The organism is Flavobacterium sp. GT3P67 (assembly GCF_004349155.1).
GTDB classification, from domain to species: domain Bacteria; phylum Bacteroidota; class Bacteroidia; order Flavobacteriales; family Flavobacteriaceae; genus Flavobacterium; species Flavobacterium ranwuense.
On sequence record NZ_SMLF01000006.1, the window covers coordinates 45,913 to 71,675 of the forward strand.

Annotated in this window: 15 protein-coding genes; 13 read left to right on the forward strand and 2 right to left on the reverse strand. The window is 32.2% G+C overall.

The window, feature by feature from the left end:
* Window positions 1–185: 185 nt before the first annotated feature.
* Window positions 186–4,592, reverse strand: a complete 4,407-nt coding sequence (locus E0H99_RS10810; protein ID WP_131995130.1) for a translocation/assembly module TamB domain-containing protein — start codon at window positions 4,590–4,592, stop codon at window positions 186–188.
* A gap of 225 nt (window positions 4,593–4,817) precedes the next feature.
* Here E0H99_RS10810 and tsaD point away from each other — a divergent pair, with 225 nt between their 5' ends.
* The 8 genes from tsaD (at window position 4,818) to E0H99_RS10850 (ending at window position 12,754) form a co-directional block, all read left to right on the forward strand.
* Window positions 4,818–5,840 carry a tRNA (adenosine(37)-N6)-threonylcarbamoyltransferase complex transferase subunit TsaD gene (gene tsaD / locus E0H99_RS10815; RefSeq protein WP_131995133.1) on the forward strand — a complete coding sequence of 341 codons (1,023 nt, stop codon included), beginning with the start codon at window positions 4,818–4,820 and terminating at the stop codon, window positions 5,838–5,840.
* A 3-nt stretch (window positions 5,841–5,843) separates the two neighbouring features.
* The gene (locus tag E0H99_RS10820) at window positions 5,844–6,554 is read left to right on the forward strand and encodes a 16S rRNA (uracil(1498)-N(3))-methyltransferase (RefSeq protein WP_131995136.1); all 711 of its coding nucleotides are present in this window, start codon (window positions 5,844–5,846) and stop codon (window positions 6,552–6,554) included.
* Window positions 6,555–6,573: 19 nt separating this feature from the next.
* Entirely contained in the window at window positions 6,574–7,212 is a 639-nt protein-coding gene (locus E0H99_RS10825; RefSeq protein WP_131995139.1) for a DUF4159 domain-containing protein, read from the forward strand.
* 509 nt (window positions 7,213–7,721) lie between these two features.
* Window positions 7,722–8,666: a zinc metalloprotease gene (locus tag E0H99_RS10830; protein WP_131995142.1), complete on the forward strand. Its 945-nt coding sequence runs from the start codon at window positions 7,722–7,724 to the stop codon at window positions 8,664–8,666.
* Between the two features lie 219 nt (window positions 8,667–8,885).
* The gene (locus tag E0H99_RS10835) at window positions 8,886–9,833 is read left to right on the forward strand and encodes a zinc metalloprotease (RefSeq protein WP_131995145.1); all 948 of its coding nucleotides are present in this window, start codon (window positions 8,886–8,888) and stop codon (window positions 9,831–9,833) included.
* Between the two features lie 76 nt (window positions 9,834–9,909).
* Window positions 9,910–11,001, forward strand: coding sequence for an AI-2E family transporter (locus E0H99_RS10840; protein WP_131995148.1), 1,092 nt, complete (start codon window positions 9,910–9,912; stop codon window positions 10,999–11,001).
* 2 nt (window positions 11,002–11,003) lie between these two features.
* The gene (locus E0H99_RS10845) at window positions 11,004–12,185 is read left to right on the forward strand and encodes a THUMP-like domain-containing protein (protein WP_131995151.1); all 1,182 of its coding nucleotides are present in this window, start codon (window positions 11,004–11,006) and stop codon (window positions 12,183–12,185) included.
* A gap of 2 nt (window positions 12,186–12,187) precedes the next feature.
* Window positions 12,188–12,754 carry a hypothetical protein gene (locus tag E0H99_RS10850; protein ID WP_131995154.1) on the forward strand — a complete coding sequence of 189 codons (567 nt, stop codon included), beginning with the start codon at window positions 12,188–12,190 and terminating at the stop codon, window positions 12,752–12,754.
* Between the two features lie 3 nt (window positions 12,755–12,757).
* Here E0H99_RS10850 and ddpX read toward each other — a convergent pair whose 3' ends face one another.
* Window positions 12,758–13,417 (reverse strand): D-alanyl-D-alanine dipeptidase, encoded by a 660-nt coding sequence (gene ddpX / locus E0H99_RS10855; RefSeq protein WP_131995157.1) that lies wholly within the window; start codon window positions 13,415–13,417, stop codon window positions 12,758–12,760.
* 877 nt (window positions 13,418–14,294) lie between these two features.
* Here ddpX and E0H99_RS10860 point away from each other — a divergent pair.
* From E0H99_RS10860 to E0H99_RS10880, 5 genes are all read left to right on the forward strand, one after another.
* On the forward strand, window positions 14,295–18,500 hold the full coding sequence (locus E0H99_RS10860) for a two-component regulator propeller domain-containing protein (RefSeq protein ID WP_131995160.1): 4,206 nt from the start codon (window positions 14,295–14,297) through the stop codon (window positions 18,498–18,500).
* A 206-nt stretch (window positions 18,501–18,706) separates the two neighbouring features.
* The gene (locus E0H99_RS10865) at window positions 18,707–21,772 is read left to right on the forward strand and encodes a SusC/RagA family TonB-linked outer membrane protein (protein ID WP_205728688.1); all 3,066 of its coding nucleotides are present in this window, start codon (window positions 18,707–18,709) and stop codon (window positions 21,770–21,772) included.
* A 24-nt stretch (window positions 21,773–21,796) separates the two neighbouring features.
* On the forward strand, window positions 21,797–23,278 hold the full coding sequence (locus E0H99_RS10870) for a RagB/SusD family nutrient uptake outer membrane protein (protein WP_131995163.1): 1,482 nt from the start codon (window positions 21,797–21,799) through the stop codon (window positions 23,276–23,278).
* 84 nt (window positions 23,279–23,362) lie between these two features.
* Window positions 23,363–24,427 (forward strand): glycoside hydrolase family 130 protein, encoded by a 1,065-nt coding sequence (locus E0H99_RS10875; RefSeq protein WP_131995166.1) that lies wholly within the window; start codon window positions 23,363–23,365, stop codon window positions 24,425–24,427.
* Window positions 24,420–25,712 (forward strand): MFS transporter, encoded by a 1,293-nt coding sequence (locus E0H99_RS10880; RefSeq protein WP_131995169.1) that lies wholly within the window; start codon window positions 24,420–24,422, stop codon window positions 25,710–25,712. Before E0H99_RS10875 ends, E0H99_RS10880 begins: the two co-directional genes overlap by 8 nt.
* The last annotated feature ends 51 nt before the right edge of the window (window positions 25,713–25,763 follow it).

The window sequence follows — 25,763 nt, forward strand, 5'->3', positions numbered from 1 at the left end:
TGCAAACCAACACAATGTAGTAACTATTTATTACTAAGATGTAAAAAGAGTATTTTTCCGCTCTCTACTTTAAAAAATAATTATTATTATATACTGCGCTTGGTAGATGAATTATTAATAGCTATTCTTATTGAACTGCATTCTTATTCAGAATTCATAGTATTAAATTTGAAAAGACCAACTCATTAGTTTTCCTCAGGAAGTAAACCTTCTTGATTTTTCTTGATCTTTTTTGTACTGGATTTCTTAGGCTTAGAAAAATTTATATAATCTGGAGACATATCAGAATCTTGATCTTCGGCAACTGGCACGGTAGCTCTGTCAATTTTTAGGTTTTTAAAAATTTTATTGACTAACTCTTTAAAAGTATCAAAATCTACCTCATAGGAGACCCCTAAACCTTGTGTATACCCAATTCCTTGACCTATATAATTAATGTCATTTTCTTTATTAAAAAGGCGTAAATTAAGTGTTCCGTCTTCATTAACTCTATATAGAACTTCAACATCTCCTACAATTGCTGATTCATTAATCCCTCCAAAAGGAACACCTAGTTTTCCGTTAATTGTAATCCTTTCATTTATTTTTGATGAAATTGTTGCTACAAATCGTCCATCCGTTTCTTTTCCTATTCTTCTATCGGCACCAATAAAATTGAGACCCACTTTAAATTTCTCATCATCAGATTGTATGATTCCACCTAATATACTAGAAGCTGTCTCAAATAAACTTCCTGAAAAATCAGATTGGCTTACTCCTTCCGGACTTAAGAAGCCACCAGATGATAACAAATACAAGGCTTGTGTTTGTCTTACATCCTTATCATTTAATTTATATTGAATTTCTGATTTCAAAACATTACTTACTGTTGGAAATTCGATATTAAAATCAGGCTCTGGACTGGTCAAATCGCCTCGAATACCAATAACTACTTCAACAGGCACTTTAGTATTAAAAGATGAGTTATCTAATAATACCGCAGGATTTGCTGTCGTTTTATATACCGCTTCTAGGTTTAATTGCGCTCTCATCGGATTACCTTCCCAAGAAATAGAACCTCCTTTTTTAACTGCAAATTTCTTATCAATAAGGCCTCCATATTTAAAATTATAGGTTCCTTCATACGCCTGAAAATCTCCCCACATATTAAATTTTCCTAAAGTATTTATTTTAAACAATAATGATCCAAAACCTTTTCCTTTCATTCCATGACCAGTATTTCGGTCTAAAATCACTTCTACTTCGGCATCTGGAGTAATATCAAAATCAAACTCTAATTCCAGTCCGTTATAATTTCTGGTATTATCAGTAATACCATTTTTCAAATTGTATTTTTCTTGAGCAGTCACAAAATGAAGAAAAACATTATCACTTACACTTTCGGCATTATTAATAGGGATTTTTATAGCCGTTCCTTTTTCAGATTTTGCGTCTACTTTTATAAACAAAGAATTCGTTGGTCCTTTTATAGTGGCGATACCATTGATAAAAGCAGTTCCATAATAAGCGGCATCTTCGCTGTCTTGAGTATCTAACGCTAAAAGCCTTTTAGAATTAATAGCTAAATCTAATTTCCAATCTGCAAAATTATTATGTTCAATACTTCCGTTTAATTTCCCTGTTGTTCCGTATTTAGTATCCGTAAGTGTATTATTCCTAAACAGGAATTTCTCATCAGTAAGATCAATAATTGTATTGTTACTCAATGCATAATCAACATTCAAATACGGAATAGTTATACCAGCTTTATCTAAAAACAAACGTCCATTTATATTTGGTTTTTTAAGATTTCCCTCAATAGTGGAATTTCCAGATATAGAACCTCTAATATTCGATAAAACTTCTCCGCCCAATGAATTTAGAGTTGCAATATTAAACTTCTCGAATTTTAGTTTTAAATCAAGAATCGTTTCTTTGTTAACTATTTCAAAGCTTCCATTCGCATTAAAGGATTCCAAATTTTCATTTTCTAAATTAGAATTTATTGCAAACTTTCTGAGACTTTCATCGCCTTCAATATCAAAATTCAAAGTACCTAAATCCGTTTTATTTACATTCAAATTATCAATTACGATAGAAGATGTGGGCTGATAAACATTATTATTTTGCTTGAAATTTACCTCTCCATTAATATTTCCATGCGCAACAAACTTATTATTGGCGGGCGTAATTTGGTTTAGATCTACATCTTTAAAGCTTAATTTCAAATCCTTAATATTCGCGCCTTTAAAAGCACCCATTAACGAAATAGACTGATTTTCATGCGACAATATTATATTATCAATATTGAAGTTTTTAAATGATTTATCAAAAACAATCTGATTATTTGGCGTTTCATTTTCATTCAAAAACCAAAGATAGTCCTTGAATTTAACTTCTGATTTACTGATTCCAACTACATTATTATTGGCAGCATTGATCGTATGATATAAATTCAGATTAAAATAATCTTCTCCTTTTGATCCGCCTTTAAATTCAGAACGAAAGAACAAAGTATCTTTCATGGTCACATTTATCACACTAAAATCACGAATTTTATAATATTTAGTTTTGATACTGTCCAATTCAATGTAAGCATTATACAGTGGATTTTTATTGTCTACCGAAACTCTAATGTTATCAAATATATTATTGGAAGCTATGATTTGAGGCGAATTGAAATTAAGTTTAAATTCTTGATTATCAGAATCTATATTACCTTTAACTATAGTATTAGAACCAATTGAAATATCAGGATAAAATATTTCGATGATTTTATTATAAATCGAGAAATTAAATTTAAGAAACTGTCCTTTTTTTACCTTACTAGGTTTGAAATTTGTGTAAAGACTTCCCAAAGAATTTTTTACTAAATTCTCTAATTGATTGAATTCATATTTACCTACAATTTCACCCTCAACAATATCCGGAGAGTTTACTGTTATGGTTCTTATTCTGTTTTGGTCGAAACTGGAAATTATAGTAAAATCATCAAAATTGTAGATTCCCTTTTTGTTTTGATAAGACGTTTTATTAATGTAAACATTTCCCTGAAAATTTTCTATATTGTTTCCAGAAGCCTCAACTACAACATCACCTTTAAAAATAGAAACAGAATCTTTTACTAATTTTAATTTAGTTAAATCTGCATTTTCAACATTGATATGAAAATCGTATCGGCTGTCTTTTTTACTTAAATCCAATAAACCGTCAAAAGTCATACTCAAATTAGGATCATTTATAGATATCTGACCTTTATAATTAGGGCTTTTTAGCTTTCCGTCGACAACAATATTAGTGTAATTGTAGTTTTTATAATCTATTTGACTAATATCTCCTTTGATTTCAGTATCAAGATATTCTCGTTTAAAACCTTTTCCATCTACATCAATATTCAAACTTACGCTACCTAACTCTTTTTGATCAAATAATGTCCCAATATCAAAGTTTTCTAAAATCACATTCCCTAAATAGGAAGCCTTATCAATTACATCAATATTTTGTATTTCTAAATTAGAAGTTACTTTTCCTAATGCGGTAATCATAGAAAAATCAGCGTCAACGGCTGTAGTTGAAACACTAGAAATTCCTCTAGCGGTAAATCTTCCTAATTTTTTTAAAGAAGTAGGTAATTTATTTCCTAAAATATTGGGAAGTATTACGATTAAATCATCGTAGCTGGACGTTAACTTATCAAACTTAGCATACATCGAAAATTTTTGCCCTTTTCTAGCAAACAAATTTTTAAAATTGATATCACCATTAATTCGTGTCTTACGGTCATCAACTAATTCTAAATTTTTAAATTTCAAATCATTAAGAGTTCCTTTTATACTTGCTTTGGTATAAAAATGTTGGTTTCTGCCTAATTCTTTATAAAAATAACGAATGTCATTTGAAGCAATTGATGCTGCGTCTAATTTTATATCAAACTGGACCTTATCCGTAAAATTAGAAAAATCTTCAATTTTATATTTTAATAAAACCGTCCCTTTCAATGTTGATTCTTTGGTCAACAAATCAAGATTTTCCAGCTTTATATTCTTTCTTGAATAACTGAATTTTGAGCTTAAATTTTTAACATACAAACCACGAAAATCCAAAAATGACATTCTATCAATCATGGTGGTAACATCTGGACCGTATATTTTAAAATCAGTTACAGAAGCGTTAAGTTTAGTAAAATCTAAATCTTTAGGATTCTCACGATTGTCATCTGTCAAAATAAAATGACCATCATAAATTTTCAACTTGTTTGCTTTTAGTAAAAATTTCTTGCTTGATGGTCTTCCAGTTTCAAAAGCGGCAATAAACTTATCGAGATTCGATTGTTTTTCGTTTTTGTACGTTCTTAAATTAAAAAGTAGCCCATGCAAATCTAAATCATCAAAGATTAAATCTCCATCGAGCATTTTTTTACCTTCTAAAATAGTTGTTGAAATTCTATTGGAATAAATTAAAGTATCTTTATGATGATCACGAATTAATACTTTTTTAAATTTTACCCCTCCAAAAACTGAAATGGCAACTTCATCAATGCTAATATTAGTACCAAAATCTTTATTGATACTATTTGTAAAATATCGAGCAATTTTTGTTTGAACAAATGGCATGGTAAGAGCAATAGCAAGCACCAACAAAAGTAGGATTAGTCCAAGTAGAGAACGAAATACTATTTTTTTAATTTTTTTGATACCTATATACTATTTAAATTTTCTAATATTTCATTTTGCCTTTGGAAACGGAAGCACCTTAAATAAAAATTCTTTAATTTTGGCTGCTACAAAACGATTTTTATAATCGACTTGTCAAATGTAATTCAAAATTTGTGCCTTTTTATGCAAAATCCTGAGGTTTTTATTCTTGCCATCGAAAGTTCCTGTGACGATACCGCTGCTTCCATTTTACAAAACGATAAAGTGTTGTCAAATGTTGTGGCAAATCAGCTTATACATAATCAGTATGGTGGCGTGGTTCCTGAACTAGCTTCTCGTGCACATCAACAAAACATAGTTCCGGTAATAGATGCCGCGCTTCGTAATGCAAATATACAAAAAGAACAGCTATCGACAATTGCCTTTACACAAGGTCCGGGACTTATGGGGTCACTTTTAGTAGGAAGTTCGTTTGCAAAATCGATTGCTCTTGCTTTGCAAATTCCTTTGATTGCTGTAAACCATATGCAAGCACACGTTTTAGCCCATTTTATAGATGAAGAAGGATATGAGAAACCTACTTTTCCTTTTTTGGCTTTGACCATTAGCGGCGGGCATACTCAAATTATAAAAGTGGACGGCTATTTTGACATGACTGTTATTGGAGAAACCACTGATGATGCGGTAGGTGAAGCTTTTGATAAAAGTGCAAAAATATTGGGTCTTCCCTATCCAGGCGGTCCTTTAATTGACAAATATGCACAATTAGGAAATCCAAAAGCCTTTGCATTTACAAAACCAAAAGTTCCAGGATTGGATTTCAGCTTTTCGGGTTTAAAAACGGCTATTTTATATTTCATTCAAAAGAAAAAATTAGAAAATCCGAATTTCGTTGCCGAAAACCTCAATGACATTTGCGCTTCCATTCAACATACGATTATTGAAATTTTAATGGACAAATTAAAATTGGCAGTAAAGGAAACCGGAATAAAGCAAATCGCAATTGGCGGAGGAGTTTCTGCAAATTCAGGAATCCGAAGCACATTAAAAGAAACAGAGAATAAATACGGTTGGAAAACCTTTATTCCTAAATTTGAATACACTACCGATAATGCTGCAATGATTGGAATTGTAGGTTATCAAAAGTTTTTATCACAAAAATTTGAAACTTCTTCTGTCGTTTCTAAAGCAAGAATACAATTATAAATTATGCAATTATTCTACAATCCAAATATTACTGAATCTACAGAAACTTTTTCTTTTGAAAAAGAAGAAAGCAAACATATCATTAAAGTACTACGCAAGAAAGATACAGATATATTATTTGTAACCAATGGATTAGGTTTTTTATTTAAAACAGAAATTACATTAGCTTCGGATAGCAAATGCACCGTTAAAATTCTTTCATTTGAAAAAGCACCAGCTTCAAAATTTCATTTGCATTTGGCGGTAGCACCAACTAAAATGAATGATCGTTATGAATGGTTTCTGGAGAAAGCAACCGAAATAGGCATACACGAAATCACACCTATTATCTGTGATCATTCTGAGCGAAAAGTCATTAATAATGAACGATTTGATAAAATTTTGTTGGTAGCTATGAAGCAATCTAATGAATTATATTTGCCCAAATTAAATGATGCTGTAACTTTCAAAGAATTTATTAAACTTGAAAAAGGAGGTTTAAAACTGATTGCACATTGCGAAGAAACAGAGAAAAAAACACTAAAATCAGTTTTGAAACCCAATGAGAATATAACATTACTCATAGGTCCAGAAGGTGACTTTTCGGAAAAAGAAATTGCTTTAGCACTTGAAAATAATTTTATACCAGTTTCATTAGGCAATACTAGATTAAGAACTGAAACCGCAGCAATTGTTGCCTGTCATAGTGTAATTTTTGTCAATGAAGAAAAATAAGAACTGATTTTATATAATTATGAAAAAAATATTTTATCTACTGTTATTATTTTCAATACCAACATTTTCACAAGAAATTGCTTTGGTTAAATATAGCGGTGGTGGTGATTGGTATGCAAATCCTACTTCTTTACCCAATTTGATAAAATATTGCAATGCCAATATCAATACCAAAATAAAAATAAAACCGTCAACTGTTGAACCCAGCAGCCCAGATTTATTTTCGTATCCGTACATCCACATGACAGGACATGGAAATGTTGTTTTTAATGATGCTGACACTAATAATCTTAAAAATTATTTACTCGCCGGAGGGTTTCTTCATATTGATGATAACTATGGTATGGATCAATATATTCGAAAAGAAATAAAAAAAATATTCCCCAATAGTGACTTAATCGAAATCCCAGCCAATCATGCCATTTTTCAAAAACCGTATTCATTCCCAAACGGATTGCCAAAAATACATGAGCACGATGGAAAACGACCACAAGCCTTCGGAATATTTGTAGAAAATAAATTAGTGTTGCTTTACACCTATGAATGTGATTTAGGGGACGGTTGGGAAGATCCAGAAGTCAATAACGACCCGATTGATGTTCGGGAGAAAGCATTAAAAATGGGTGCCAATATTATTAGTTATATTTTTAATAATTAAGAGTTCTGTTTTCAAGATTCCATTTCAAAACGACCTATTCAAATTTAGATTTGAATAGGTCGTTTTCTTTATAAATGATATTTTTTTATTTGTTTGATCTAAATAATTTAAAAAAAATTCCGAATTCGGATGGACAAAAAAATCTCTCAAAGAAATAGATGTTACACCTACAATTATTAAAAATAACATCCAAAAGTTTACTTCCAACAAAAATAAAAAACATTAATTTCATATACATTTATGACATTATTTTATTTAATGGCAAAACATCTCTTAAATGACTTCATTATAACTATATTTTTTAGATTTAGAATTTTACTAAAAAAAATTGTATGAAAGTACTTCTAAATCAAAAATCGTGAAATTAGCTAAAAGCAGTAAAATCAATAGAATGATTTTTTTTTTAAATTTTTTTTAAATTTTTTTTTTAATAAAATTTTTTTTGTGAAAAAATTGTTATAAAATTGTGAAATAATTAACCAAATCTATTAATTTATAACAAAAATTTTATGAAAAAAATTCTTTTATCTGCCGGAGCATTATTGATGCTTTTCTCTTGTCAAAATGACACAACAGAAGCAGCACCAGAAACTAGTGCTTTAGCACGACGCGGTTGTGCATCTCAAGAAGTTCTAGCTGCACAACTAAAAGCTGACCCAAAATTAGCTTTAAGAATGAACGAAATTGAAGCATTTACTCAAAAAGCAATGCTAACTGGTCGTTTAGTAAATGGAAAAGTTGAAATTCCTGTAGTAGTAAATGTATTGTACAAAACTGCTGCAGAAAACATTTCTGATGCTCAAATCCAATCTCAAATTGATGTATTGAATGAAGATTTCAATGCAACTAATTCAGATTTCAGCAGTACTCCTGCTTTATTCTCTGGAGTTGCTGCAAATGTTGGTATAACTTTCGTTTTACAAAGTGTTGTTAGAAAATCTACTACTACAACATCATGGTCTACAAATGATGCTATGAAAAAATTACCAAAAGGGATTGCTCCTACAACACCTACTACAGTTTTAAACATGTGGTCATGTAATATGGGTGGTGGTATTCTTGGTTATGCACAATTTCCTGGCGGAGCTTCTGCTACTGATGGAGTTGTAATGGACAACAATGCTTTTGGACGTGTCGGAACAGTTTCTGGTGTTTACAATTTAGGAAGAACAGCTACTCACGAAGTAGGTCACTGGATGAACTTACGTCACATTTGGGGTGATGCAACTTGCGGAAGTGATTTAGTTTCTGACACACCTACACACAACACTGCTAACTATGGCGTTCCAGCTTACCCACATTACAGCACTTGTACTGGTACTCCAGTAGAAATGACAATGAACTACATGGATTATACTGACGATAGAGGAATGTACATGTTCTCTAACGGTCAAAAATCAAGAATGGCTGCAATTTTTGTTTCAGGTGGAGCAAGAGCAGGTTTCGGAATATAATTTTTTAGTCTTTTAGAATTTAAAACTCGCTACTTGTTAGCGAGTTTTTTTGTTTTGAATAATGAACAATCAATTTGTGATTTATAAAAAAACAATTTCTAAAACCCTGATTTGCAGTCAATTATTTTACGCCTCCTTAGCATTATAATGAGAAAATAATCGTAAATTGCTTATCATTAACCTGATAAAGAGCAATTTACAACATAAAAAACTGCAATTATGAAAAAAATTATTTTATCCGCAACGGCATTTATAATGCTTTTTTCATGTCAAAATGAAGAAACCGAATCAACCGCTCCATCAACAAACTCAATCGTTCAACGTGGTTGTGCATCACACGAAGTACTGGAAGCGCAATTGAAAGCCGATCCAACATTAGCTTTAAGAATGAACGAAATTGAAGCTTTTACACAAAAAGCGATGTTAGCCAATCGTTTGGTAAACGGTAAAGTTGAAATTCCGGTTGTAGTGAATGTATTGTACAGAACAGCAGCTCAAAACATTTCATTGGCACAAATTCAGTCTCAAATTGATGTGTTGAATCAAGATTTCAATGCGACTAACTCAGATTATAATTCAGTTCCTGCTTTATTTTCAGGTGTAAAAGCCAATGTAGGAATTACTTTTGTATTGCAAAGTGTCGTTAGAAAATCTACAAATACAACTTCATGGTCGACAAATAACGCCATGAAGAAGTCAGCAAAAGGAATCGCTCCTACAACACCTACAACCGTATTGAACATGTGGTCTTGTAATATGGGTGGAGGTATTTTAGGTTATGCACAGTTCCCAGGCGGAGCTCCTTCTACAGACGGAATTGTTATCGATGATAATGCATTCGGAAATACAGGAACAGCTTCTGCACCATTTGATTTAGGACGAACTGCAACCCACGAAGTGGGCCACTGGATGAACTTACGTCACATTTGGGGCGATGCAACTTGCGGAAGTGATTTGGTTTCTGACACACCTACACACAACACGGCTAATTATGGTGTTCCAGCTTACCCACATTATAGCACTTGTACTGGTAATCCAGTAGAAATGACAATGAACTACATGGATTATACTGATGATGCAGGAATGTACATGTTCTCTAACGGTCAAAAATCAAGAATGGCTGCAATTTTTGTTTCAGGCGGAGCAAGAGCAGGTTTCGGAATATAATTTTTTAATTTTTTAGAATTTAAAACTCGCTACTTGTTAGCGAGTTTTTTTTATCTTTATAACCTAAAATAGCAATATGATTACATCTAAAACCATTTCAAATGGCATTCTCAAAGCATTAATAACAACGGTTTTAGTTGGTTTAATCTTGTTCTTCTTCTATAAAATTCAATCTGTACTAATTTATCTAGTTGTATCTTTTATACTTACATTAATTGGAAATCCTATTTTAGACTTTTTCAAAAAAAGATTAAAGTTCAATCATCTCTTTGCAACAATAGCAACTTTGTTTATTTTTATACTAATCATATTCGGTTTTATAATGATGTTCATTCCTTTGATTTTATCTCAAGGAGAAAATTTGTCGCTTTTAAATACAACAGAAATTGAAAAAAACATAGTCCAGTTAATCAATCAAATCACTGTTTTTTTAGACAACCACCAAATTGATTCCGCACAAGTTTTAAAGGAAGCAAACATTACCTCTAAAATAAATTTTAATTTCATCCCTAACTTTTTAAATACAATTCTAGGCACAATTAGTAGTTTGAGTGTAGGATTAGGTTCAGTACTATTTATTACTTTTTTCTTTCTGAAAGACCGGTTAATATTCATTTTAGGAGCAAAAAAATTAATCCAAAATAACCATGAAGATCAGATTTTAAATTCTTTAGAAAAAATAAACTACTTGTTGTCGCGTTATTTTATTGGATTATTACTTCAATTATTTATTGTATTCCTTTTATACCTAATTGTATTGTTTATTTTTGGAGTTCCAAATGCCCTTGTTATTGCATTTTTATGTGCGGTTTTGAACATTATCCCATACATTGGTCCTCTTATAGCATCCTTTTTAGCGGCAATTCTAACTATGTTAAGCAATCTGGGAAGTGATTTCCAATCTGAAATTTTACCGACCACCATTTATGTTTTAATTGGTTTTTGGATTGTTCAAATTATCGATAATAATTTATCTCAGCCAATTATTTTTTCTAAAAGCGTAAGTTCACATCCGCTGGAAATATTTCTTGTAATCTTAATTGCAGGTTTCCTTTTTGGAATACTAGGAATGATTGTGGCAGTTCCTTTATACACCATAATTAAAGTAATAGGTAAAGAATTCTTCCCGGAAAACAAAATCATTCAACTATTAACTAAAGATATTTAATTTTGGATATAAGGATTCTAAATGTCGAAATACAGACGTTTATCAATGACAATATTAGCAAAAGCATTTCGAAGTTAGCACTGCAAAAAAATCCATTTCCAGATGTAGATTGGATTTCTATTTTGAACCAAATTGAAGCTAAAACAAAAGCAAAAGATAAATTGCCGAATTGGTTCTCAACCAAAAACATTATTTATCCAAGTAAAATTTCAATAGAACAAACTTCATCCGAAAAAACAGCAGCCTATAAAGCTTCAATTGTAAATGGCGAATCTCTAATTGATTTAACAGGAGGTTTTGGAGTTGATGATTACTATTTTGCAAAAAAAATAAAAACAGTTGCACATTGCGAAATCAATCCAGAGCTGTCAAATCTAGTAAAACACAATTTCAAACAATTAAATGTTTCCAATATCACCTGTTACACTGGAGACAGCTTAGCAACTTTGTCTTCTTTAAATTTAAAATGGGACTGGATTTACATTGATCCTTCCAGACGAAATGATGACAAGGGAAAAGTATTTATGCTTAAAGATTGTTTACCTAATGTTCCGGAAAATCTTGATTTTTATTTTACCAATTCAAATGCTGTTCTAATAAAAACTGCCCCTCTTCTTGATATATCAGCGGGTTTATCTGAATTAAAACATGTAAAAACCATTCATATCGTAGCCTTAGAGAATGAAGTAAAAGAATTATTATGGGAATTGCACAAAGATTATTTTGGAAATATAAATATCAAAACCGTTAACATTGTTAAGGATCAAACCGAAACATTTGATTTTATTTTGGGCGAGGATTCTCAATTTCCAAACTTTAGTTTACCTCAAAGATATTTATATGAACCCAATAGCGCTATTATGAAATCAGGTGGATTTGATGAAGTAAGCTCATTTTATAATCTAAACAAACTACAAAAACATTCTCATTTATACACATCAACTGCCTTAATATCCTTTCCAGGGCGCATTTTTGAAATTCAAAAGACATTTCCTTATAACAAAACGGAAATGAAAAGTCATTTAGAAAAGACTCAGGCAAATATTACAACCCGTAATTTTCCTGACAGCGTAGAAACCATTCGAAAAAAATGGAAAATAAAAGATGGAGGAAATGCATATTGTTTTTTCACAACTGATGAAAATAATCATAAAATAGTTTTAATTTGCACCAAAATATCATAAAAATGAAATACGTTATTACACTAACTTTATTGTTCTTCAGTCTGCATATATTTGCTCAAAAACCTTGTGATTACAGTACAAATGTTACCGATTCTTTAGGCACATACAAATCAACAAAAGAATACATAATTAACGAGAAAAATTTCGCGGGGAATTCCAGTTATATTTTTTATTCTTTGGCATTAACAGATGGATTACCAACATTGAGTGTGCAGTTAATTCAAAAAAGTAAAGACTTTTTGAAAGCGAATTGTTTTGATAAAAATTCTAAATTATTTTTACAGTTAAATAATGGAAAAATAATCACATTGGTACATATCGATCAAGAAAATTGCGGTACCATGTTACGCGATGATAAAGGATTTGATAATAGAGTTAATACCGGTATTTTCATGTTTATGAAAGATAGCTTTGAAGAATTAAAAAGCTCTCCAGTATCAATGATGCGTATTAAATATTTGACAGATACCGAAGATTATATCCTCAAAAAAGAGTTTAAATCAGAATTAACAAATGAAATTTACAATCCGGAAACGTATTTCATTGACAATTTAAAATGTATTGAATAGCGGCTATTTACAGTCCCATTTAGTATTAGAGACTTTATCATTCAAACCTGACTTCAAATTGTAATGCCACCATTCTGAATCAAAAGAATTGAAACCACTATTTGTCATAATTGTTTTCAATACTATTCTGTTTTGTTTTACTTCATCTGAAACATTTGGATAATTGTGGCTCGCTTCAATTCCAAAAAAATCAAAAGAAGTCCCCATATCCAACTCTTTCCCATTGCTATCAACCAGAGTAATATCTACTGCTCCTCCTCTATTGTGGATAGAACCTTTAGCAGGATTTGCAACATATTCCGGGTTAGATACTATTTTCCACATTTTTTTCTGAATATCCAAAGGGCGGTAACAGTCAAAAATTTTGATTTTATAGCCCTTTTTTATAAACTTCTTATTAGCTTCAACAAGTGCAGTAACGGTTTTTAACCGTAAAAAACATTCCGCACAATCATACACTTTTGCTTTTAGGAAATTATCGGTTGTAGCATATTTCATATCATAGATAAAATCCTGGCTGTATTCTTTTAAATTTACAAATGTAGTATCATTGATAATTGAACTGTTTTTTTCTTGAGCATCAGAAATGATGGTTTGCGATTTGCAGGAAACAATACAAAAAACAGAACAAAGGAGTATAAATGGTTTGAAGCAGGAAATCATAAACGCTATTTTTTTATAAAAATAGAATAATTAAAGGAATTTCAGGAAATATAAAAACAAAAAAAAACGATACTATTTCTAGTATCGTTTTAAGTGAACCTCTTGGTACAAAACTAGAACCTTTTATTGGAAGATTTGAACCTTTTGAGTGAAGCGTCAGAAGTTTAAAAGGATTATTGGAGGGCATTTCGATTCCGGTTTCAATAGGGATTACAGCCAAAAACCTTATGCTGATTTTAACATTTTTTGATGCTTTAAAAATTTTGCAATCAATGACTAAAATCATTTCACGCAGCATCATCTAGCTCACCAAACATGCTCACTGATTCTCTTATAACTGACCTTGATAGTGTAATTGCAAACCATTTTATATATGATTTAAATAAATTGGCAATGTGGAATTCAACATGGTTTGCTATTTTAGAGGAAATGCTAAGTATATAATAAGTTTATATAGAGATCAGAAGCATCATTGATAGCAATGTCTAAAAGCAGACAGTTATAGTTTTGGTGTTCTATTAAGAGGTGAGCTAATTGTAGAACAAGTTCATGAAAATTCTAAAAGCATATTACGTCTTTTGTAATCAATTAGCTATGTTCATTTAATTTTTTCAGAACAATTTTAAGTTAAAATAGTTGAATTCTTACATATGTAGCTTGCCCATCAATCTTATTCTAATGATGACTTTTTTTGTACATTTGATTACTTAATAATTACTTCGATTTTATTAAATTTTATTTTTTTTGTATAAGTTATATACCGTCAAAATGATTGGGATACTAACTTCATATATGTTGCAACAACAAAATAAAAATAACAGATACAATAGTTTTATAATAGCATTATTCATTTCAGAAAAACCAAAAAAATATTATATTGAAATTTAAAAATTTATTCATCAGCCTTGTTTTTATAGGACTTGTTTCTTGCAACAATAAAGAAAAATCTGCATCTTTAGATAATTCATTGGCTCATCATCAGAGAGATAAGAGATCTGAAATCCATAATAATAAACCGCTTATAGATTCATCTAAAACTTTAGACCAAAAATATTCCTTGGAACAACTTGATAATACCAAGGGATTGTCAAATAGTTCTGTTAATTCTATTTTTCAGGATTCTGAAAATTTGCTTTGGATTGGTACTTGGGATGGTTTGAATCGATATGACGGAAATAGTTTTAAAATTTTCAGACCTGAATTAGATAATGAAAACAGCCTGAGTAATCAGGTGATCCTTAAAATTGATGAAGATGATAAGGGAAGAATTTGGATATTGACTATTCATGGAATTAATAGGTATGACAAAAAAACGGATACATTTCAAAAGTATTATTTTTCCAGAGAAAATAAGCCTCCGTTGTCAGAATCAGAATTTAATATGGCACTTGATACTTCAAAAAAAGTATTTTGTGCTGTAAAAGACTGGGGAATTGGTTACTACGATGGTGCTGTTTTTCAATTGTTAATCGTTAAAAATTTTTCAAAAAAAGCAGTTAAAAAAATGGAGTTCTCGCCTACAGGCGAACTATTGGTCTTGTTTGAGAACAATGAACTTTATGCTTTGTCGCTTAAAACTACGAATAACGGCAAAAAAATAATTTCAAAAGCGGAATTAGTTTCAAAAAATATTCGGACGTTTGGAATCATATCCAATCAGAAAATCTGCAGTATCTCAACAACAGGAAACGCAGTTTTACATTCTTTGGCGGATAAAAAAACTCAGGCACTTCCAGATAAAAAAATTAAAACCATCATCGGGCATATTTCTGAAGGACTGGTGATTTCTGGCGAATCAGGATATTTTATTATCGATAACTCAGGAAAGAGTATTGCCAAACCATGGTTGAAATACCTGAATAATCAAAAGATCACAACATTAATTCAAGGGACAGAAAATGTGCTTTGGACAGGAACTGATGGCGATGGATTATTTAAAATGTATCCGCTAAAAAAAGCCTTTAATTTAATTTCTAAAGCTCAGGTTCCTGATCTTGATGGAGGTATTGTCAGAACATTTTTGGAAGTGGAAGGCCATTCTTTCTTAGTTGGAATAAAAGGGAAAGGATTATTTCGCTTTCCGTCTAATTTTTATCTAAACCCGGAGAAAGCGTTACAATATGAAAACTTTAATGAAAGTAACAGCTCCATTAATAATGCCGTATTTGCTTTATGCAAAGGGCAAGATAATATGGTTTTTATAGGAACTGACGGAGATGGCATTACTGTTTTTGACTTAAAAAAATCAAGGCTTATCAGTTGGTCAGAAATTGATGGAAATGAACAATGTGATTATTTTAAGTCAACCTATTCTATTTATCAGGATAAAAAAGGATTTATTTGGCTTGGAACTAATGGCTATGGGATGGTTCGTTGTAAAATAGAGCGTTCAGGAGAAAAATTAAAAGTAACCGAATTCAAGAAATATCTGGCGAATAACACTGGTGATAAATCGTTAAGTAGCAATATTGTTTTTTCGATAATTCCGAAGAATGACAATCAGCTTTGGATAGGAACCCGATTGGGAGGTTTGAATCTATTTGATAAAGAATCAGGTCAATTTCGCACTTATAAAAACATCAAGAATGACCCCAAAAGTCTATCCAATAATGATATTTTGTGTTTGCAGAAGGATGCTAATAACAGACTTTGGATAGGAACCAGTTTTGGGTTGAACTTATTGGAAGATTTAAAAAGTGACGGAAGCGCCGTTTTTAAAAGTTTTACTGTTAAAGATGGACTTCCCAATAATACCATTCATGGAATTGTCTCTGATAAAAAATCTAATCTCTGGATAAGTACCAATTTCGGGCTGTCAAATTTTATACTTAATAGTTCTAAATTTATTAATTATACAAAAAACGAAGGACTGCAAAATAATGAATTTGCAGATGGGGCTTTTTACCAAGATCTTAAGTCGGATTTTGTTTTTATGGGAGGAATAAAAGGATTTAATTATTTTTTACCTCAAAAAATAAAAGAATCCTCCCTTGTTCCAGATATTCTTATTGATAAAATTAGCGGACAAAATCAAGCGACTCCATATTATCAGGGATTAGTGATAGCTCCCAATTCTAATACTCACCCTTCAATCGTTTTAAATCACGATCAAAACTTTTTTGACATCGAATTAGCGGCTTTGACCTATATCAATAACGAAAAATGCCAATATGCCTATCAATTGATGAATTTTGATAAGGACTGGAACGCAATTAATAATCGAAGAATTATATCTTTTACCAATGTTCCTAAGGGAAATTATTCCTTGTGGATAAAATGGACTAATAGCGATGGGGTTTGGAGTAAACCGGTTCATGCTATTGATATTCGTATCAAACCAGTGTTCTGGCAATCAAATCTTGCTACTGTAATCTATTTAGTATTGATTGCACTTTTTATACTCTTTGTCTTGAGTTATTATAAAAAACGCCAATCATTGAGCCAAAATATGCTGCTTAGACAAAGAGAAGAAGAACTTCACGAAAACAGGCTTACCTTTTTTACGAATGTCGCCCATGAATTTCAAACTCCTTTAACTTTGATTGTTGGGCCTGTTCAAAAACTATCAGAAACAGCAAATCTCAGCGAAAGAAATCAGAAGTTCATTCAGATGATTCAGCGTAATTCTTCAAGATTATTGTTTCTAACACAGCAATTATTGGAATTCAGAAAAGCGGAATATGATTATTTAGAAGTGACTGCAAGGGAATTTGATTTGGTTAACTTGATAGAGCAAATCGCCGAATTGTTTGATGAATGGGCATTAGATAAAAATATAGATTATAATCTCGATATTCCGTCTTCATTACCCGGATGGTTTGATAAGGATAAAATTGAAAAAATAGTATTTAACTTAATGTCAAATGCTTTTAAATATACTCCTGTATATGGAAAGATTGATCTTAAATTCCACATTCAGGATGAGGGTTCAAAAAGATTAACCATCACTATTGTAAATACCGGTAAAGGAATTCCAAAAGAGAAATTAGATTCTCTCTTTGATCGATTTTTTCTGTCTGACACGAATAAAGGGATTGATCATGATATGTTTAGAACAGGTATTGGATTGGCCTATATTAAAAAACTGGTTACAGTATTAAGAGGCGAAATTTTGGTTTCAAGCGTTGCCAATGAGAAGACCACCTTTATCATTCTGGTGCCTTGCAGCAAAGACGCATTCAGCGAAAAAGAATTGGATGTAGAAGCAAGCCCGATTTTGATTTCTCAGCATCTTAAAAATATCCTTGAAGAAATTCCAAGCAAGTCTGATGATACTCCAAATAAAATTTCATCGCTTGAAGGTCTTGAAGACAATCGTAAAACGGTTTTAATAGTCGAAGATGAGAAAGAAATTCATCTGTTTTTGGATGATTTATTAGGAGAAAAATATAAAATTATTACAGCCTATAATGGTGTTGCAGCCTTAGAAATTCTTGAAAAAGAAATCCCTGATATTATCATTAGCGATGTAATGATGCCTTTGATGGATGGTGTAGAACTTTGCAAAAAAATCAAAACAGACATCAAAACCTGTCATATTCCGTTTATTATGCTTACGGCAAAAGATTCGGTTATACATAGAATTGAAGGTTTGGAAAGCGGTGCTAATTCTTATATTCCGAAACCTTTTTATCCCGATCATTTATTAGTGCGAATCCAAAAATTGCTGGAAGAAAAAGAACTCATATTAAAACATTTTTCCCAAGATACTTTGGTTGAAAATTTATCTGCTCTTCCCATAAATAACGAGGAAAAAGATTTTATAAAAAAGGTGATTGAACTTATCCGTAATAATATTGACAATGAAAATCTTCAAAGTTTATTTATTGAGAAAGAATTAGGGATCAGTAATTCGCAATTGTATCGAAAAATTAAACAGCTTTTCGGGTTTACTCCCGGTGATTTAATTCGGACTATACGATTGAAGTATGCAGCGGAACTTTTGCGTAAAAATGTATTGACCGTTTCTGAAGTTTGCTACCAATCGGGTTTTAATAACCGTTCCTATTTTTACCGTGAGTTTAAAAAAATATATAATACCACTCCTAAAAATTACCAATTGAAATACAAAGCTAAGTTTTAGATTGTTTTTGTAAAATACTGAAAAACAGCATGATTTAATACAGGTGTACACTTTTGATGAAATAGTGTACACCTTTTTTTGTACTCTGAAATTACTTTTATAAAATGATTTTTGAATCAAAAAAAACCATTATTGCATTTAATTAACCAAATTTTTATTAACATGAAAAAATTAACTCAAATTATTAATAAATTTAACACTTCACTATGATGAGAAAAAATATCATTTATAATTTAGTTCTATTAGGAATAATTTTATCAGGGAGTATCATGCATGCCCAAACCGTTAAAGGTGTTGTTTCGGATAGTAGTGGTCCATTGCCACAAGTAAATGTTACTGTCAAGGGAACAGCTATAAATACCGTAACTGATTTTGATGGTAATTATACAATTAACAAAGTAGACTCTAATGCTGTTTTAATTTTTAGTTATATAGGATATTTAACCAAAGAAATTCCGGTAAAAGGAAACAGCATTATCAATGCAATATTAACTAGTGATTCACAAAAATTAGATGAGGTAGTTATTGTAGGGTATACCAGTCAAAAGAAAGCTTCCATAACTGGAGCAGTTAGTACCGTTGATATGGATGATTTATCCAAAACAAGGGTTGCCGATGTAGCTCAAGCCTTGCAAGGACAGATTGCCGGTGTTTTTGTAGCTGCCAATACTGGAGCTCCTGGTGATGGGATAAAATTACGTATTAGAGGAGAAGGTACACTTGGAAACAATGATGTATTGTATGTTATAGACGGAGTTCCTACCCGTGATATTTCTTTCCTTAATCAATCGGATGTGAAAGCAATGACTGTATTGAAAGATGCAGCTGCAGGTGCTATTTATGGATCTAGAGCTGCAGGTGGTGTTGTTTTGATTACGACTAAAAATGGAATAAAAGGGATGACCAGTTTTGATGTTGAGATGTACTCAGGAATACACTTTGCCACTAATCTTCCTAAAATGTTGAATACGGATCAGTACTTAACGGTAAAAGATCAGGCTTGGCATAATACAGCAGGAAATGCGGCATCGGCTATTAGTCCTTATGCAGCAGACAGAAACAGAACCGACTTGGCCAATACCGATTGGCAAGATGAGTTATTCACTACAGGGATATCTAAAAATTTCCAAGCTTCGGCAAGTGGAGCTTCTGAAAACATGCAATATTTAATTTCGGGAGGTTATTTTGGACAAGACGGTATTGTGGTAGAAGACAATGATAAATACCAACGGTTTAATTTTAGAACAAACGTTAATGCGGATATTTCCAGTCGTTTTAAAGTGGGTACCAATGTACAGCTGAGCTACGCAAAACAAGATAAATTATCTTCCAGCGGTGATGCTCCTGGAGTTATACGTAATGCATTGATTCGTCCGCCGGTTTTGGGAGTTTATAAAGATGTAAATGATCCAACGTATTCTCAAAGAAATCCATATACTGATTTACCTTTTTATACCGGTCCAAATGATGGTTGGAGCAAAATTTATGAATATGGTTCAAACCCAATTGCCATTGTTAATTTTACGGATGATAAACGCAATACATTCCAAACCTTTGGAAATTTATACGGAGAGTATACTTTCTTAGGCGATAAATCTTTGAAATTCAAAAGTAATTTAGGTGTAGATATCAAATTTTCTCATAACAAAAATTTTAGTGAAAATTTTGGTGATGCTAATATCAATGACACTTCTAATCAATATTATGGTTTGGGAAGAAACAATAGGCCTAATGGTTTAGATGAAAATAGAGGTCAGGGAATGACATTTACTTTTACGAACACATTGAATTATGTTAAAACATTCAAAGAATTGCATAGCGTAAATGCATTGCTTGGCATGGAAAATATCAATAGCAAAGAGGCAGCAATAGGTGGTAGCAGACAAAATTTTGACAATACTACAGATCCTTTTAGATATCTTGATTATGGAAGTACAACTAATGCTTTCAGTTCAGGATCTGCAAGTAACTGGAGTTTGTTATCTTATTTTGCTTCTGGGACTTATGGATATGACAACAAATATTTTGCTACTGCGACAATGAGAGCGGATGCTTCTTCTCGTTTCGGTCCTAACAATAAATGGGGCTATTTTCCTTCGGTTTCTGCCGGTTGGGTTGTTTCTAAAGAAAATTTTTTGGAGAAAGCAGATTGGATATCTAATTTGAAATTGAGAGCAAGCTGGGGCCAAGCCGGAAATCAAGAATTACCAAATAATGCTTACGAAACATTGGTATCTTCTACAGGAGGAGTTGTAAATGTAGTACGTTATGGTAATCCAGATTTGAAATGGGAAACTACTACGCAAACTAACTTTGGAGTTGATTTAGGAATCTTGAATAACAAATTGACTTTTACAGCTGATTATTTTACAAAAACTACCGATGATATTTTATTAACCGTGGGCTTACCTGCAGTATCAGTGGGAGTTATAGAAAGAACTTACGTAAATGCTGGGGAAGTAAACAATAAAGGACTTGAATTTGGAGTAAATTTTCAAAACAACGACCATGAGTTTAAATACGGTATAAATGCAAACATTGCTACGCTAACAAACAAAGTGAACAAACTTCATGAATTTGTAAAAAATATTTCTGACGATTTTACGCATACTAAAACAGAAGTTGGTCAAGCAATAAGTTCGTATTATGGCTATCAATTTGATGGTATTTATCAAAATACAGGTGAAGTTAGTTCTCATTTATTTTCAAATGCTAATGCAACTCAACCTGGGGACATTAAGTTTAAAGATATAAATAGTGATGGACAAATAAATGCTGATGACAGAACTTTTATTGGAAATCCAATTCCAAAAGTAACTTACGGTGTCAATTTTAATGCGAGTTACAAAAACTTTGACATCTCTTTCTTATTGCAAGGAGTAGAAGGGGTAGATCGTTACAATGATTTGAAACAAATCTTAAATTATGATAGCCGTCCGTTCAATTCTACAACCGCCGTATTGGATAGCTGGAATGGTGAAGGAACAAGTAATACAACTCCTCGCGTTACTTTTAATAATAATGGTGGTGGTAATGTTTCTAGTGTTTTTGTGGAGGATGCTTCTTATTTGAGATTGAAAAATTTAGAAATTGGGTATACTTTTAATAAATCTGCTCTTGGTATAAAAGACATGCGTTTGTACGCGTCAGGTCAAAATTTATTTACAATAACTGACTATACAGGCTTGGATCCGGAATCTACTTCGTTGATTGACAAAGGAACATATCCTCAATCTAGGTCGTTTATTTTTGGAGTAAGAGTTAAACTTTAAATAAAAAATTAAAAAATATAAATTATGAAAAATTTATTTAAAACCGGTATTCTAATGAGCTTGATGGTATTGGTAAGTTGTGAAGATGAGCTTACACAAGAGCCTATCGGATTAACGACTTTGGACCAGGCAAACAGCACTCCAACATTAAATACAGTAGAAAGTTCTGTAAACTCTTCTTATCAACTGCTCTCAAACCGATTGAACATATTGGCACAATGGGATTGGGGCGGAGGTCTTGTTTTTCAAAATGATTACATCATGCAGGATATCGCATCGGATGATATGGAGAAAAAATGGGCTTCAGATGGTGATCAGCCCTGGATGGACGAAATCAACAATTTCAGTTACACTTCAACCAATGGTGGTCCAAACGGATTATGGAAATATAACTATGAAGGGATTAAAAGACTAAATATTGCGATTGAATTATTAACAAAATCGGATATTGAAGCTATTACGGGAATTACTACTGCCAGAAAAAACCAATTGCTGGGTGAGGCATATTTCTTAAGATCGTACTACTATTTCTCTTTGGTTAATAATTTTGGGGATGTGCCATTAATTTTAGCTCCTGCAAAAACATACCAGGAAGCTTTTGATGTTGCAGTGAGAGCTGATAAGGCATTGGTTTGGGAAAGACTTAAAGCAGATTTAGTTTTAGCAAAAGGATTATTGCCAAACAGTAAATATTCGTCTACTCCCGAAAAATGGAGAGTTTCTAAAGGTGCTGTGATAGCACTTCAGGCAAAAGCCGCTTTGTATACTGAAAAATGGTCAGAAGTCGTAACTTTTGTTGACGAGTTAACACCGCTTGGATATAGCTTAAATGCCAATTATTTCGATAATTTCAGTACTTCTAAAGAGTATACAGATAATGAAGTCATTTTTTCTTATGACCATCAAACCAATACAACTCCAAGAAAAGGTAATGGAATTTGTGCTCCTTTAGGATGGGGATTTTTTGCTCCAAGCGCCGATTTCTTAAATTCATTTGAACCAAATGATCCGAGAAAACTTTATACAGTAGATGCAGCCAATCAGAATGTAAATAAAATTCTAGGAACTCTAGATGGTGGCAATAAAGGAAATGATGATGCAGTTACTAATAAAGTATACATGCGTTACGCAGATGCCTTACTTTGGAAAGCAGAAGCACTAAACGAAACCGGAAATTATTCAGTAGCGATTGCTATAATCAACCAAATAAGAAATAGAGCAAGAACTACTGTAACAACTACAGGCGGAATTGCACCAGTTGGGACTTTGCTTAACAGACTACCTTCTACAGATAAAGCGACTATAAAAGGCTGGTTAATTTCAGAAAGAAGAGCAGAACTTGGTTTCGAAAATCAAAGAATGCTTGATTTAAAAAGATGGGGAATCGCAAAAGCTGTTATGACCGCACACGGGAAAAATTTTCAAGATAAGCACATGTTGTATCCAATCCCTCAATCAGAAATTGATGCATCAGCCGGAACTTTGAAACAAAATACCGGATATTAATATTCCAAATAAAGGTTAACCCAAATTTACTCTAATATGGATTTGAGTTAGCCTTTTAAATTACGATAAACATTACTAAGAAGTATGAAAGATATAGCAAAACGTTTTACAGAAAACCCTTTATTATCACCGGCAGATATACCTGCCAGTAGCGAAGGCTTAGAAATTACCTGTCTTCTTAATCCAGGGGTATTTAAATTTGAAGGTAAAACTTGGCTTTTAGTCAGAGTTGCAGAAAGACCTGAGCAAAAAAATAATATAATTTCTTTTCCCATATTAACGGAAACAGGTACTATTAAAATTATTGAGATTCCAAAAGATGATCCTGAATTAATAGCAACCGACGCAAGAGTAATTAATTATAAAGGAGTTGATTATTTAACAACATTATCACATCTTCGATTGTTATGCAGTGAGGATGGTCGCCAATTTTATGAACCTGAGAATTATCCGCCATTAGTTGGTGAAGGGATCCTAGAAACATTTGGTATAGAAGATTGCAGGGTGGCTTTAATAGATGGGAAATATTATCTGACTTTCACTTCGGTATCAGATAATGGAGTAGGTGTTGGTTTACGTACGACTACTGATTGGAGAGACTTTGAAAAACACGGTATGATACTACCAGCGCACAATAAGGATTGTGCCATTTTTGAAGAAAAAATTAATGGTTTGTTCTATGCTTTACACCGTCCGAGCAGTGTTGATATTGGTGGAAATTATATTTGGATTGCTTCTTCACCCGATGGGATTCATTGGGGGAATCATCATTGTATCATTAAAACAAGAAAAGGACTTTGGGATAGTAAAAGAGTTGGTGCCGGAGCTGCTCCCATAAAAACAAATAAAGGCTGGTTAGAAATTTATCATGGTGCCAATGAAAATCATCAATATTGTTTGGGTGCATTTTTAATGGATTTGAATGATCCTACAAAAGTAATTGCAAGAACTGAATTACCAATAATGGTCCCTACGACAGAGTACGAATTAAGCGGTTTCTTCGGAAATGTAGTATTTACAAACGGTCACATTCTAGAACCAGATGGAGATACGGTTACAATATACTACGGCGCTTCGGATGAATTTGTTTGTGGGGCTAAATTTTCTATTAAAGAAATCTATTCACTTTTAAAATTTAGCCATGTTTAAAAAAATCCAAACTGAAATTGATCATTTTCAAAGTCAGACCCATAATTTTCGCATCTTAATTTTTACCAATCTGGTTTATGCTTTGGTGTTACCTGTAATCGATATTTTCGTGGCAGCATACATCATGAGAAACTCCAATGACACTTCTAAAGTGGTTATTTATCAATTGGCAATTTATACTGGGATTCCGCTTACTTTTATATTGAATGGCTTTCTGTTGAAACATTTTAATATTCGTAAGTTATATTCCTTAGGAATGATGATGAGTGGCGTTTCCATGATTATCATGATGTCATTCAAAATATTGGATTTAACTGGAATCGGAATTGCCGGAATCACGATGGGTATGTCTTTTGGATTGTATTGGTCAAACCGCGACTATTTGGCATTGGCTATTACAAATGATAAAAATCGTAACTATTATTACGGTTTAGAGACTTTTATCTATACCATAATAGCTATTGTAATCCCAGCAACAATCGGTTGGTTTATTCAGTCGAAATCAGGGGAAGCAGAGAAACACGATGCCTATCTCATCATCACAGGAATTGTTTTCGCCATTACTATTTTGGCTTCCGTTGTTTGTTTCAGAGGTAAATTTGAAAACCCAGTGCAAAAGCAATATATCTTTTTCAAGTTTCATCCGCTGTGGTACAAATTATTGTCTTTGGCAACCTTCAAAGGTTTGGCACAAGGATTCTTGGTAACCGCTCCAGCTATGCTTATTTTTAAATTATTGGGAGAAGAGGGCGCCTTGGGGAGTGCACAATCTATAGGAGCAATTTTGGCGGCTATTATCATTTATTTCATCGGGCGCTTTTCTAAGCCGTCTGACAGAATAAAAACATTTGCCGCAGGACTTATACTTTTTGCTTTGGGTGCATGTTTAAATGGATTCTTTTACAATAAAACAGGAGTGATTATATTCTTATTGCTATTGCTAATTGCCAAACCATTAATGGATTTAGCCTACTTCCCTATTCAGTTAAGAGTCATAGATATTGTTTCTCATATTGAAAAAAGAGGTGAATTCACCTACATATTGAATCACGAAGCTGGTTTATATGTTGGAAGACTTTGCGGAGCCGGAACATTTTTGGTTTTGTATTACACCCTTTCAGAAGATTTTGCTCTCCGTTATGCCATAGGTATTATTGCGCTTTTGCAATTGTGTTCTATTTACATCAGTAAAAAGATCATTGCCGAAGGGAATATTCTTTCTCCAGAAAAAGAAGAGTCTATTGATATTAAAGCTTTAGATCAAGTGGCAGAGCACATCGTGTAGTAATAAAAATTGATTTTTGATTAACGATTATTATTCGCTATCGTTCAGGTC